Genomic DNA, 13,289 nt, shown 5'->3' on the forward strand with positions numbered 1-13,289 from the left:
TTGTGTATATGTTCCTGTTCGGTCCTGGATTCCTATACATATGCCTTTAAACGATATGCAGATTCGCCGCGCTAAGCCTGAAGATAAACCCTATACGCTTGGGGATGGGCAAGGCTTGTCATTGCTTATAGAACCTAATGGAAGCAAGAGCTGGCGGTTCCGCTATCGTTATGCTGGTAAACCCAAGTTGATCTCGCTTGGCGTTTACCCAACGATCACCCTTGCCGATGCTCGTTCCCGTCGTGATGAAGCTCGAAAACTTGTGGTAGAAGGAAAGAACCCTAGTGAGGTTCGAAAAGGGCAAAAGCTGGCTCTGCAAACAGAGTCAGAGAACGCCTTCGAAAAGATAGCCAGAGAGTGGCATCAACTTAAATCTGCTAAATGGTCGGCGGGATATGCAACAGACATCATGGAAGCGTTTAAGAACGATATTTTTCCTTAAGTCGGAACAAGGCCAGTGGGAGAGATTAAACCGCTAGAGCTGTTGAACGTACTGCGTAAAATTGAGAAACGTGGTGTGTTGGAGAAAATGCGCAAAGTGCGGCAGCGTTGCTCCGAAGTGTTTCGCTACGCAATTGCAACGGGTAGGTCGGAGTACAATCCTGCGGCTGATCTCTCCAGCGCTCTCGAAGTACACCAATCCAATCATTTCCCATTCCTAAAAGCTGATGAGATACCTGATTTTCTAGGTGCCTTAGAGGGTTACTCCGGGAGTAAGCTTGTCCAGATAGCCACGAAATTACTAATGATTACGGGGGTGAGAACCATCGAATTACGCGCGGCATTATGGCAAGAATTTGATCTGGATAACGCTATTTGGGAAATTCCCGCCGAAAGGATGAAAATGCGCAGATCACATCTTGTGCCATTGTCTGTTCAGGCGTTAGATTTACTCAATGAACTCAAGCTCATGACAGGGAACTATCGTTATGTTTTTCCGGGGCGGAACGACCCGAGTAAGCCTATGAGTGAGGCAAGTATTAATCAGGTTATCAAGCGTATTGGTTATGGCGGAAAAGTCACCGGGCATGGATTTAGGCATTCTCTGTCTACAATTCTTCATGAAAACGGATTTGATTCTGCATGGATTGAAATGCAACTCGCCCATGTTGACAAAAATAGTATTCGAGGAACGTATAATCATGCTCATTATTTTGAAAAACGTCAAAGTATGATGCAGTGGTATTCAGATAAAATATTAAAAGAAGGATGAGTATGGACAGCCCACGTAGTGCAATACATGCAATTAAAGGTTATTTCTATCAGTTCGATAAAACCATTGTGGAGTTATTACGCGCCAAAGATGATGATGTGATCTATGTTGAAGGTGTTGAGGATATAGATCTAAAAAATGCAGATGAAATCACTGCAATTCAATGTAAGTATTATGAAAATACTGAGTATAATCATTCTGTCATTGCACATCCTATACAATTAATGCTAACGGATTATGCCAAAAGATTAGCTGCGAAAGTGGAGATTTATAATTATACATTGTATGGTTATTATCCTTCAGGGCATGAGAAGTTAGCACTCCCACTAACCATTGAATACCTTAAAGAAAATTTTTTGATATATAATGAGTTTCCCATAATTAATAATGTCAAGACAAAGAAAACCATTCGTGTCCACGAAAATTTAAATATTGATGACCAACAGCTAACGGATTTTATAAACCTTTTAAAAGTTGATATTCATGCTTCTTCATATGATGTTCAATTAAAAAATATATTCACTCTTTTATCTGATAAGTTTTCTTGCACTGAGTTTGAAGCTGAGTGTTATTATTATAATAATGCCATATCTAAAATTAAGGAAATAGCGACAAAAAAAGGTGTCGATAATAGGAAAATCATACCTAGTGAATTTTTTAGTACAATTGATAATAAAAATATTTTATTTGACCTATGGTTTGAGGTTTTCAGAACTGAGAAAGAGTATTGCAATAAATTAAAGGATGAGCTTTTCCCACCAGTAATGAATGCAAGTAACTACGATCGTTTTTTCTTATTTGAAGACAATAATTTTAATATTCAAGATTATATTGAAATAGTCGCTGTTATTGTTAAAAGATGGTCAAAGTTAGGTGTTGTGAGACTATCAAAAGAGAATCGTTTTAGTCCATATATATATATTGAAGGAATGTCTCTCGAACGATTGAAAAATTTAAAACGAGAGTTAGCTAGTGCTGGTTTTCCCCCAATGGATGGATTTGATTTTTTGGGTGATGATTTTAGTACTGATTCAATAATGAAGGATGTAAATGATTTATCGTACTATAAGGTGAGATTTATTAATGATATTCGATATTTAGATGAAATCTTAGCTTGTTCTGTTAAAAGAAAAGAGATCTATCAATTTTATTTGAATAAGCCTATTTATGAGTGTGAGCTAACGCGCGGAAAGTCAATGAAAATCCAAGTGAAGTCATTAGATATGTGCAAAAGGATACTTAAAAATGGTAGATGATGATATTAATGAAGTAAATGCTGAAGTGATTTCAGTTTATCCAAATAGCATTAAAATTATCGTTGGTAATCTCGATGAATTTAAAGATGGACAAAATCTAAAAGTAGGCTCTTACATTAAAGTTCCATCGGACGATGAATCAATGATGCTAATAGGGATAATAGAAAATTTCTCTATTGAGGCAAAGGATAATGGGGAAAGAAAGTATCTCATACAGGCTAATCCATTAGGTATAATAAAAAATGGTAGATTTGAAAGAGGGGGGGACTCAATAGCATTACCTCCTAAACAAGCTGCTCCAGCCACGTTTGAGGATATTGATAATATCTACAGAAACTCAGTTGATAAAAATAAACACTTCGAGTTTTGTTCATTGTCATACAATGATGATATTCGAATCCCTTTAGATGGTAATAAATTTTTCAATAAACACATTGCTATAGTTGGATCTACTGGTTCAGGAAAATCTCATACGGTTTCAAAAGTAATACAAACTGCGGTTTCTGGGAAAAATGGCGACTTTAATTTAAATAATTCTCATGTCATTATTTTCGATATTCATTCTGAATATCACTCGGCATTTCCTGACGCTAATTTTCTTGATGTTAATAATTTATCTTTACCGTATTGGTTGTTAAACAGTGAAGAATTAGAAGAGATTCTTTTAGATACTGGAGAAAGAGATAATTACAACCAATCCTCAGTATTCCGTATGTTAGTTACGGCTAATAAAAGAAAGCATAATCCTTCAATGTCAAAAGTTTTTTATGATAGTCCAGTCTTTTTTGACATAAATGAAGTTGAAACGGCTTTGAAAAATCTGAGGGATGAAACTAGAAACTCAAAGGCAAGTGATAGATACATGATTGTTGGGGAGTCGGGAGCTGCTGATGAGAAGAAAGATAGTTCAACTACTTCAGAATGTGGATGTAAACTGAGTGATAGTGAACGTATTGAGAAATACTTTAATTGTAAGTTTGAATTCTACAATTCAAAAGCGTCAAATATTTCAAAAGGTTTTTACGCGGATGGCACGTTGGATAAGTTTATATCACGCTTCTCAGAAAAGATTAATCAAGATAGACTGTCATTTCTTTTTTCAGATGAATCAAGGAATCAAAAATTCGAAAATGTCATTAAAAGCTTGCTAGGGGCTTCAGAGGCACCAGAAAGTAATAAAAATGTAACAATAATAGATCTGAGTGGCATACCTTTTGAAGTGCTGAGTATAACCGTTTCATTGATATCTAGGCTTGTTTTTGAATATGGATACATTTATAAGAAACTCATGGAATCTCAAGATAAAGATACTGATTTCCCTGTTCTCTTGGTCTACGAAGAGGCACATAAGTACGTTCCAAATAGTGACTTGGTAAAGTATAGATCCTCTAAAAAATCAATTGAACGTATTGCAAAGGAGGGGCGTAAATACGGAGTTACTCTTCTTTTGGCAAGTCAGAGACCATCAGAAATATCTGAAACTATTTTTTCTCAATGTAATAATTTTATTGCAATGAGATTGACAAACCCAATAGACCAAAATTATGTGAAAAGATTACTACCAGATACACTTGGTGCTATTATCGATACACTCCCATCACTTAAAGCTGGTGAAGCATTAGTAATAGGTGAATCAATTGTTTTACCATCAATAGTTTCAATTGATGAATGTCCAAAAGATCGTCAACCTTCCTCAAATGATATTAAATATTGGGAAGTTTGGAAAGAACAGTGGCACAGTGTGAATTTTTCTGATGTCAAAGACCATTGGCTTAAATAAATAATTTAAAAAATAATTAATTTCTGGTTCTCTAAATACCTTTTGTTTACTGCCGCTTTCGAGCGGCTTTTTCTTTCCCTTAGTCTGACCGCCTTTGAAGCCTCTAATCCTCGCAAATAGCTGCCCCCGGCACTTCCGCAAACCAGCAAGGCGTAGCGACGCGCTCAGGTCGCAAAATTAATAAATACTTTACCGTTGGCGCGCAATGCTCTCCCCGCCCCGCCTGCCCGCTTAAGGGGGCGCTTTTAATGCTGGTGCATGACCGGCCTCAGGGCGCGACAGTGCTGGCGCTGGCGGGGAATTGAGTGTTGGTAAAACGCATGCAAAACCATACACCTTATGCATGCATGGCTTTTATACGTAAAAATGGCGGGATTTTCGGGGATTTTTGAAAGGACTACTGCGCAGCCAGTTCTGCGCGGCGGCGGGTATAATTCAGGTTCTGTGCAGGTGTGAATTTTTCACGACTAACGGCTTATCCAGCCAGGTAAGCCAACGCAGAACGGATTTATTGAGAGTTTTAACGGACGCTTTCGCGATGAGTGTCTGAATGAACACTGGTTCAGCGATATTCTTCATGCCCGGAAAACGATTAATGACTGGCGGCAGGATTATAACGAGTGCCGTCCCCATTCATCGCAGGATTACCAGACACCAGCTGAATTCGCAACGGACTGGCGAAACAGGAAATATGAAGAAAAACCAACCGACATTACTAACTGAAGGTTGTATCTAATCCTGGTGGCAGGTCAAAAGACCTATTTTGACACGGTAAAAAGCGAGGGAAACGTGCCTTTTTATATAAAGGTTTCATGGCGAAAATAAATAGAAGAATGTAATCACTATCAGTGAAATTAGAAAGCAATTTGGCAATAAATGCTCTCAATATAATAATAGGTTGATTGATTTTAATTGGTTTTTTAAGATGGTTTGTCCACGATTTCTTGATATACTTAAGCGCGAAGTATTCTTCTGAATTTGGCCTGCTTAATTGCAGGCTTTTTTTTAATTATAGAAAATTCAGTATCAAGAACATCGGTTTGCTAACCACATTTACTCACTGGTTGTGGCGTTCTTTCGCGGATGTAGCCAGCATGCAATTCAACCACCTCTTGATGCTATGAGAGGTAGTGCATGGAGCGGGGGGGGTTAACAACCATGCACTTCAGGACATATACTCAGACATATATCAGCAATAAATACCTATGATATCAAAGGTATTTTTACTAATCTGATTTAACCAACTGTACTTCCGTTGATTCAAGGTAGAGTGCTAGAGAATGCAGTATTTTGGGAATGAACTCGTAAGGAAGTTTATTATCTCGCTGGAAAGCCTGCTGCAGAGTACCTATAGCGAGGGAATGAAGGAAGTTCGCTTCTCGTATAATTTCTGATTTTGTAACGTTACGGTTCCTGCGCTCTAATATATGGATCAGGAAAGCAAGAAACTTCGACTGAGTAAAATCCGGATTTATTCTCAGAAGAAGTGGTAAATAGGCCTTGTTCTCAATAAGGAAGTTGGCATAGGGCTGAAAAATAGCATTAATAAGATCGCCTGCAGGCAAAGAGCACCAGTCCTGCTCCACATATTGGTTTTTTTTCGCATCCAACATCTCGGAAAGTTTGTTATCAAAACTGAGCTTCAGTGATTCCTTAACGGACTCAATATCGGGGAAAAAATGATAAAGCGAACCCGGCGCTGTACCTGAACGCTTTGCAAGTTCCTGAATAGTGAGCTTTTCAATGGAGATGTCACTGATAATCTCAGCGGCTGCATCCAGGATTTTTTGAACCCTGAGGTGCCCCCTTCGTTGCATGGGGGGTCGTAAGCGGTTGGTATCTGAAATTGCCATCATGTGTCCTGGAAGAAGGTGACCTGTTGGTTGTCTATTTTGCACGATCTTGAGATTTGGTGCTGTATAAGATAAGCTAAATTTGAATAAAGATTCAAGTTTGTCTACTTTAACATTAAATTTCATGAACATACGAAAATGTACAAACATCCAGGCAAGCCATCATCATTCCATCTTCTGACGGTGCTGTTTATTGCCGTGAGCTCCCTGACTGGGTGTTCTCCCGCACCTTCTGTTGTTTTATTCGGCGCATCCTTCCCTGACTGGCTTCTGTGTACGGGCATCGGTGTCACAGGAATGACGCTCTTACACATACTTTCCAGTAACTTGCACAAAACGGGCTGGTTATCCCCGGCAGTCGTTGTGTATCCCTGCGTTACAGCATTGATTTCTATGCTGACATGGCTGATTTTCTTCCCGTCTTAAGGTGCCGAAATGACCGTAAAAAGAAAAATTTATGCGCTCAGTTTATTTCTGGTGACGCTGATGGTTTTGGTGCTTGTCTTGTTCAGAATTGATGCCGCACCGCGTACTGATGATGCTTATGTCTATGCTGACACCATCAACGTCGTTCCTGAGGTGAGTGGCAGAATTATTGAATTGCCAGTCAAAGATAACCAGCTCGTGAAAAAAGGGGAGCTGCTTTACCGCATTGATCCGCGTCCATTCCAGAATTCACTGGATGCCAGTCAGGCCCGTCTGATCACCCTGAATGAGCAGATCAAGTTATCAGAACGCTCCGTCAGTGCGCAGCAGTACAACGCCGATGCCGTCGCTGCCCAGGTAGAGAGTGCCCGTAGCCAGTATCAGCAGGCGCAGGATACATATAACCGTAAGCTGGCGCTGATGGGTAAAAACTATGTGTCTAAAGAAGAGCTGGAGCAGGCCAGAACAGCGAGAAACAGTGCTGAAGCTAATTATAACTCGACCAGACTTCAGGCTCGACAGGCCAGTGCCGCTGTCAGCGGTGTGGATGCGCTTGTGGCGCAGCGGGATGAAGTAAGGGCACAAATTGCCGAAGCTAAGCTGAATCTTGAATACAGTGAAGTTCGTGCCCCATTCGATGGACGAGTCACAGCACTGAAGACCACTGCGGGTCAATATGCATCCCCGGCACAACCTGTCATGACGCTCATTGATACAGGGCAGTGGTATGTCATCGCCAACTTCAGGGAAACCGATCTGAAAGGTATTACTGAAGGAACAACGGCAACGGTATTTATCATGGCGGATACCGGCAAAGCTTTTTCTGGCACCCTAGACTCAATGAGCTATGGCGTTGCACCGGGTGACAGTGCCACCGTCGGAGGACTGCAGTTAGTCGAAAAGACCATTAACTGGGTTCATGTTTCCCAGCGTTTCCCGGTAAAAATAAAAATGTCTGAAACCGATAAAGGACTCTTCCGTATTGGTGCTTCAGCTGTTGTAACGTTGCACCGCGGCAACAAGTTTTAACGGGGTCAGACTATGGGTACCACGTCTCCTGCTATGAGTGATTTGTGGATTTCTATGCGTCCATATCCCGGGCGTCTGAACCATGTCTTACGTGCTATGGTGGCTTGTACGATTGTGGTGATCATGTCGCAAAGCCTGCAGGTACCGCTGCTGGCTTTGTCATTAATTACCGTTTTTTTTGTCACCCAGACGAACATTGTTGTGACCAGACTGACGGGGATATTGTTTATCGTCGGGTCCACTTTCTCTATTGTTCTGTCATTAATTGTTCTGAAAGTGACATGGAATACCCCATTTTTGCGGATCCTAATCTCCTTCACGCTTTTTTTTGTCAGTGCGTTTTTGATGCGGACGACAAAAATCGGCGTGGTATTTTTTGTGGTTGCTATTGTCGCAATATACACGCAAAGCCTTGTGGATATTTCACCTGATGCAGATACTCTGGTCAGAGGGATCCTTTGGGTATGGGTGGCCGTTAACTATCCCATTGCCGTGACATTAATTGTCAATTCTCTCCTGATGCCATTGGAGCCGGAGATTCAGCTAAAACGGACCATTGGGAAGCAACTGTCGGATATGGCTTCTCTGCTTTCAGCTGATGCCGCGTTACTGCGAAGACAAAACACCTTAAGCCAGGCAGGACGCGATATTCAGACGCTGTACCGGCTTTTGCGTTACAAAACGATGCGGGACAAACATGCTGCACAAAAAGGGGGGCATTATCTTACTGCGATCGCAATTGTTTCTGAACTGCGTACAGCATCTTGCCATCTTCCCGCTAGCTTTGAAGGGGAGGATGTATTAAAGGATGCAGAAACACTCCGTAATGCAATAAAGCAGTTAGAATTAATGCTAATTAATGGGGAGCCTGACTGGCAAACGAAACCTCCGGTATTGCATTCCGCAGAACCAGCCTTTATCGCGATAGCGGACATTATCAGCTCTTATAACAAACAAGTGGCGGCAGCGGAAAATAAGGTAAATACCCAGGTACTATCGCCAGGTACACACGCGGGTGTTCTGGTAAAGGATGCCTTCAGCAACGAAAACTATGTGTTTTTTTCACTTAAAACACTGCTGAGTGCGGCAGTTTGTTATTTGTTCTATACCGCAACGGACTGGTCAGGTATTCATACCATTATGCTCAGTTGTCTCATTGTTGCGCAGCCGGGTCTGGGGAATACGCATCGGAAAATCATCCTTCGTCTGGTCGGTGCTGCAGTTGGCAGTGTGTTTGCGCTGGTGGCTATTGTCTATCTTACTCCACGGATCGATACGCTGTTTGGCCTGCTCTGTATTGTGCTTCCAGTCATCGCATTGTCTTCGTGGATCTCTGCTGGCCCGGAGAATATAAGTTATGCAGGGGTGCAAATCATGTTCACCTTTGCTCTTGCGACGCTTGAGACGTTTGGTCCGGTCACAGGGTTGACAGAAGTAAGGGACAGGATCGTCGGTATTATCCTGGGGATTATCGTTGCCGGTCTTATCCATACCCTGATAAGACCGGAACGAGAGGGCGGTGTAATGTTGCAGAATCTTGGTGCATTATTTGATGAAGCCCGGAACTGGCTTCACAGTGCAACTCGCCATAATGAAACACGTCAGAAGGTCGCGACCGGGCTCGTGGAATGTGAAGATATCGCGGCCAGAGTTGCCATTGAACCCACCTGGTTTAGCGCTGAAGGATCGCATGATCAGTTGCATCAACACTCTCTGTCGATTTTGAACGCCATAAAAAATGTGCTTTTCTATATCGATCGCGTTTCGTTTGAAAAAGAACATCTGAAAAACCAGGAACCCGCCAATGAATTTATTTTGGGGATTCAGGGTAATATGGACAAGATTTCCAGTGTGTTAAATGGCAGGACTGTAAGCGATAGCGATGTTTATTATCCTGTTCCCGATAGCGTATTACCGGACTCGTTCAGGGATGCCGCTAAGGGGTTAGAGGAGAGCCAGCGACACTTCTTTAACCTCACCTCAACGTTATAATTTATCTTGTACTTAAGCCTATGGTAGAGCATAACTCGATGTTCTTGTTTTTTGTAATTTTGTTAAAAAAATAAAAGTTATTTTTCAAATTTATTTGGAGTGTTGGAGTATTGTGTTTTTGAGTTATTTGATCATGGGGTTGTGACTATGAAATATAGTGGAAGCATGAAGTAATGCCGTGAAATAAAAATAAGTGAGGGAGCTCTCACTTATAAAAAAATACTACTCCAACTCTTGATTAAATATCTCTAATGTTAAAAATTAGTTAAAGACAATGACCGGGGGGCAATGCGGTGAATCAGAACCAGACTAAAGAACATCATACTTTGACCGAAATGTTTGAATCATCTTGCATAACTTATGAGTGCTATCCTGCCATTATATGCAACGATGCGATAGTCAGTTATGCAAAAATGGGCGAGCTCAGCAGAAATATTGCTGCATGGTTACAAAATGAAGCTTTTTTTACGCGTGGTGATTGTATCGCTATCATGCTTCCAAATTCATTACAGTATGCAATTTCAGTCATGGGGGTGTTACGGTCAGGGATGGTCGTTGTTAACATAAACCCAAATTCGACACGCTATGAAATTGAAAAATATATGATGGACTGTCGTCCTAAGGCCATCATTACGTTACCAGAACTGAAAGAAAAATGTCCGGAAGGTGATAATCTTTATATTATTGAAGCTGGTATGGATGATTTTCCGGACACGCCTGATGAATGTCTATCTGACTCATATGAAAAGGGAAATATCACCACTCTCGAAAAAATCATATTTTTGGGACAGTGTTTTTCATTTACCGCTCCCGAGGTAAAACAGAATACCCTGGCCTTTCTTCAGTATACCGGTGGCACGAGTGGAATTCCAAAGGCGGCAATGTTGACTCATGGCAATATCGCGGCAAACCTCAATCAATTACATCGTGTTTGCGGTGAATATCTGACAAAGGGTAAAGAGCGAATTGTAACTGCATTGCCCTTATATCATATCTTTTCACTAACGGTGAATTTTCTTTATTTCTTTTCGATTGGTGCAGTGAATATTTTTATCAGCAATGCCAGAAAAATTGATGACGTCATCAGTGCTATGATGAAGTATAAATTTACGGCCATTACAGGGGTTAACACGCTTTATAACGCATTGTTGAACCACCCTAAATTTGCAGAACTGGATTTCTCAGCAGTTAATTTTTGCGTTAGCGGTGGTACGGAGCTGGTTCGCCCTGTGGCTGAGAAATGGTTCGGCATTACAGGAAAGCCGATTCTTGCTGGTTATGGCATGACGGAGTGTTCTCCTCTGGTTTCCGTTCAGTCTTTTGCAACCACGCAATGCCTGAGTAACGTGGGTTGTGCCGTCGCAGAGACGCAGATAAAACTGGTTGATGCCGATGGGAATACTGTTTCACCCGGTGAAAAAGGTGAAGTCGCAGTCAAAGGGCCTCAGGTTATGTCCGGGTACTGGAAAAGAGATGAAGAAACTCATGAAGCCTTAAGGGATGGATGGTATTTCACAGGCGATCTCGCCGTGCAGGATCGGCAAGGCGTCATTACTATTCAGGGCAGAAAGAAAGATATCATTATAGTTTCCGGGTTTAATGTTTACCCTGCTGAAATTGAAGCTGTGGTTCTGCAACACCCATTAGTCAAAGAGGCGGTGGCAATAGGCGTGCAGGATGATGTTACTGGCGAGGCGATAAAACTATTTATCGTACCATCAGATATAATGCCAATGGAAAGTGATATTCGGGAATACTGCCGGAAATTCTTGACATCATATAAAGTACCTAAACATATTGAATATATTGATGCATTACCTAAATCTGGTGTGGGTAAGGTTCTCAGATATAAACTTAAAGGTATTTCTGAATGAGCGAAAAGCCGCTATCGCACGATCTTATTCGTGTGATTGAAAAACTTAATGTCCTTTATCACGAGATGAGGAATGAAGTTAATAAAACTTTATTGCCAATGGCGTTAAGCTTATCAAAATTGCGTGTGTTGAAGGTTATACAAGATACGCCACAATGCTATGCTTCAAGCATCATGGATTGTCTGAACTTCACCTCCCGAAGTGTCACGGAAGCTCTGGATTATCTCTTATTAGCCGGATTCATTACACGTGAAAAAGAATCTGGTAATCGTAAAGTGAAAATTGTCCGGCTCACCACGGCGGGAGAAATTATCCTTGCCAAAGCTATGAGCGAGCGGGACAGGAAACTGAATGAATTACTGTCTTGCATGAATAATAGTGATTTGGAAATGTTCCAGGACGTTATTAACAGAATGTTTATTTCGTACAAGAGCATGAAAGGCTCGTAATGGGGTTATTGAGGTAAGCAACATGATTGTTGAAGGTCTGCATAAACTGAGTGTTTTTATGATGTGTGATCTTTTTGACCATTTTGATTTACGAAATGGCTACGACACAGAGCTTATACGTACTGCTATTTCGACAAACCATTTATGGGCGCTGGAAGTGGCGTATCCCGGTCTTCTGAATGAGTTTGAAGTTCCGGAAGAAACTGTTTTTATTAATGAAATAGCTTGCCTATTTAAGAAACTGCAGAGAACCTATCACATGTTTTCGGATAGTGAAAAGGATAAGCTTTTTACTGCTATTCCAAATTTTTCGCTTACGCACGACCTCACATTTCAGGGTTTTGATTCGATCAGCGAACGTAATATGTTAGATGTGTCAAAAATATTAAAGTTACTGGGTTATCATTCGGACATGGATCTCACTAAAGAAACATACAGCGCCACGACTCAGAGATACACCCGGATGCTTGACCTTGCCATTCCTCCTGGCCAGGAGAATGATCCTTCTGGTGTGTTTTCTCTGGATGTTTTCTGTAAAATCATTCTTGCGGGACGTTAATCTGTTAATTTTTTCTTATCATGACGACTATGTAATAATGGATTCTTAATCGACTCGATGAAGGACTCATCGAGTCGAATTAAAAACAAAGTGAGAACACTGAGTCGGCTCAGTAGCGGGTATTACTGTTTTAGCAAGCGTGGAAGCTGATTATTCAGTTCAAGCAGGCAACTATTCATATATTTTTCAGTTTCGCTGACAACTTTCTTATAATTGTTTGCATTCCAGTCGCTCAATGGGGCCTCGACAGGTGTAGGGGTACATTCTGCTACTGTAAATGCAGAGAACATATTCCCGCTTTCCGGACGTTTATAAAGCAGAACTTTATATTTTAGCTGATAAAGCGGCGTTGCAGCATTCGCATCTTTATAGATTAATGCCCAGGTCGCCTTACCAATATACAGTGGTTGTTTATAGAGGTGGCCATTCCCTTTTTCATTCATCCACTGAGTAATATTTTGTTTGGCTTTTGGAATAAACCAGTTGTTTGTTGGGTTCTCCAGGGTTTCGACTGTTGTTCCTTTATAGTTCTCTTTATCAAAATCACTACTGTTGATACTTCCGAGTAATGCACCGACCACCGCGATCCCCATACCAGCCGCTGCATGAGTCGGAGTCACTTCGCGTAAGTGACTATCGGCCACTCGATTGTTATTCAGCTCTGGAATGGCGGACACGCTGTAAATTTCAATTGAGCTACCATTTGCTGCCTTTACGGTGTCTGGTTTTACCGAACCTGCGCAGCCAGCAAGAATTAAAGATGTGGATATTGCTAAAAGACGTACTTTCATTTTATCTCCATATAATAATTTAACTTAAGTTGCTGTGTCGATTATCTGTGCCAGATATATCAGCTGA

10 protein-coding genes and 3 pseudogenes are annotated in these 13,289 nt (G+C 41.2%); 10 read left to right on the forward strand and 3 right to left on the reverse strand.

The genetic code is table 11. From position 1 onward, the window contains the following. Positions 1-40 precede the first annotated feature (40 nt). The 3 genes and pseudogenes from ACJ9Y9_RS04880 (at position 41) to herA (ending at position 4,249) form a co-directional block, all read left to right on the forward strand. Positions 41-1,213: pseudogene (locus ACJ9Y9_RS04880) on the forward strand (tyrosine-type recombinase/integrase). Between the two features lie 2 nt (positions 1,214-1,215). After that, a complete protein-coding gene (locus tag ACJ9Y9_RS04885) occupies positions 1,216-2,469 on the forward strand; it encodes a DUF4297 family anti-phage-associated protein (protein WP_028017713.1) in 1,254 nt (417 codons plus the stop codon). Continuing rightward, positions 2,459-4,249 carry an anti-phage-associated helicase HerA gene (gene herA, locus ACJ9Y9_RS04890; protein ID WP_028017712.1) on the forward strand — a complete coding sequence of 597 codons (1,791 nt, stop codon included), beginning with the start codon at positions 2,459-2,461 and terminating at the stop codon, positions 4,247-4,249. Before ACJ9Y9_RS04885 ends, herA begins: the two co-directional genes overlap by 11 nt. 397 nt (positions 4,250-4,646) lie before the next feature. Here the strand turns inward: herA and ACJ9Y9_RS04895 are convergent. Further along, a pseudogene (locus ACJ9Y9_RS04895) lies at positions 4,647-4,712 on the reverse strand (phage polarity suppression protein); the annotation flags it as partial. Positions 4,713-4,720: 8 nt separating this feature from the next. Between ACJ9Y9_RS04895 and ACJ9Y9_RS04900 the strand changes: the two are divergent. After that, positions 4,721-4,972: pseudogene (locus ACJ9Y9_RS04900) on the forward strand (transposase); the annotation flags it as partial. Positions 4,973-5,475: 503 nt separating this feature from the next. On the opposite strand, the gene ACJ9Y9_RS04905 reads toward ACJ9Y9_RS04900, so the two are convergent. Further along, positions 5,476-6,252: a TetR/AcrR family transcriptional regulator gene (locus tag ACJ9Y9_RS04905; protein ID WP_028017711.1), complete on the reverse strand. Its 777-nt coding sequence runs from the start codon at positions 6,250-6,252 to the stop codon at positions 5,476-5,478. Between ACJ9Y9_RS04905 and ACJ9Y9_RS04910 the strand changes: the two genes are divergently transcribed. The 6 genes from ACJ9Y9_RS04910 (at position 6,241) to ACJ9Y9_RS04935 (ending at position 12,431) form a co-directional block, all read left to right on the forward strand. Further along, positions 6,241-6,528 (forward strand): YtcA family lipoprotein, encoded by a 288-nt coding sequence (locus ACJ9Y9_RS04910; RefSeq protein ID WP_072001243.1) that lies wholly within the window; start codon positions 6,241-6,243, stop codon positions 6,526-6,528. The two genes, ACJ9Y9_RS04905 and ACJ9Y9_RS04910, sit on opposite strands and share 12 nt — an antisense overlap. Before the next feature lie 9 nt (positions 6,529-6,537). Next, on the forward strand, positions 6,538-7,557 hold the full coding sequence (gene mdtN, locus ACJ9Y9_RS04915; protein ID WP_028017710.1) for a multidrug transporter subunit MdtN: 1,020 nt from the start codon (positions 6,538-6,540) through the stop codon (positions 7,555-7,557). A 12-nt stretch (positions 7,558-7,569) separates the two neighbouring features. After that, entirely contained in the window at positions 7,570-9,549 is a 1,980-nt protein-coding gene (locus ACJ9Y9_RS04920; RefSeq protein ID WP_050482920.1) for an FUSC family protein, read from the forward strand. Positions 9,550-9,842: 293 nt separating this feature from the next. Beyond that, on the forward strand, positions 9,843-11,423 hold the full coding sequence (locus ACJ9Y9_RS04925; RefSeq protein WP_072032698.1) for an AMP-binding protein: 1,581 nt from the start codon (positions 9,843-9,845) through the stop codon (positions 11,421-11,423). Continuing rightward, positions 11,420-11,872, forward strand: coding sequence for a MarR family winged helix-turn-helix transcriptional regulator (locus tag ACJ9Y9_RS04930; RefSeq protein WP_028017709.1), 453 nt, complete (start codon positions 11,420-11,422; stop codon positions 11,870-11,872). Before ACJ9Y9_RS04925 ends, ACJ9Y9_RS04930 begins: the two co-directional genes overlap by 4 nt. A gap of 22 nt (positions 11,873-11,894) precedes the next feature. Next, on the forward strand, positions 11,895-12,431 hold the full coding sequence (locus ACJ9Y9_RS04935; protein WP_028017708.1) for a hypothetical protein: 537 nt from the start codon (positions 11,895-11,897) through the stop codon (positions 12,429-12,431). Positions 12,432-12,553: 122 nt separating this feature from the next. On the opposite strand, the gene ACJ9Y9_RS04940 is transcribed toward ACJ9Y9_RS04935, so the two are convergent. Next, entirely contained in the window at positions 12,554-13,222 is a 669-nt protein-coding gene (locus tag ACJ9Y9_RS04940; RefSeq protein WP_028017707.1) for a hypothetical protein, read from the reverse strand. Positions 13,223-13,289 lie beyond the last annotated feature (67 nt).

Source organism: Enterobacter sp. CPE_E1241 (genome assembly GCF_045618265.1).
Taxonomy (GTDB): Bacteria; Pseudomonadota; Gammaproteobacteria; order Enterobacterales; family Enterobacteriaceae; genus Enterobacter; species Enterobacter adelaidei.

Excerpts from the sequence above, each read along its gene's own strand:
- ACJ9Y9_RS04885 (WP_028017713.1), top strand. The coding sequence starts at position 1,216 with ATGGACAGCCCACGTAGTGCAATACATGCAATTAAAGGTTATTTCTAT.
- herA (WP_028017712.1), top strand. The coding sequence starts at position 2,459 with ATGGTAGATGATGATATTAATGAAGTAAATGCTGAAGTGATTTCAGTT.
- ACJ9Y9_RS04910 (WP_072001243.1), top strand. The coding sequence starts at position 6,241 with ATGTACAAACATCCAGGCAAGCCATCATCATTCCATCTTCTGACGGTG.
- ACJ9Y9_RS04905 (WP_028017711.1), bottom strand. The coding sequence starts at position 6,252 with ATGTTTGTACATTTTCGTATGTTCATGAAATTTAATGTTAAAGTAGAC.
- mdtN (WP_028017710.1), top strand. The coding sequence starts at position 6,538 with ATGACCGTAAAAAGAAAAATTTATGCGCTCAGTTTATTTCTGGTGACG.
- ACJ9Y9_RS04920 (WP_050482920.1), top strand. The coding sequence starts at position 7,570 with ATGGGTACCACGTCTCCTGCTATGAGTGATTTGTGGATTTCTATGCGT.
- ACJ9Y9_RS04930 (WP_028017709.1), top strand. The coding sequence starts at position 11,420 with ATGAGCGAAAAGCCGCTATCGCACGATCTTATTCGTGTGATTGAAAAA.
- ACJ9Y9_RS04935 (WP_028017708.1), top strand. The coding sequence starts at position 11,895 with ATGATTGTTGAAGGTCTGCATAAACTGAGTGTTTTTATGATGTGTGAT.
- ACJ9Y9_RS04940 (WP_028017707.1), bottom strand. The coding sequence starts at position 13,222 with ATGAAAGTACGTCTTTTAGCAATATCCACATCTTTAATTCTTGCTGGC.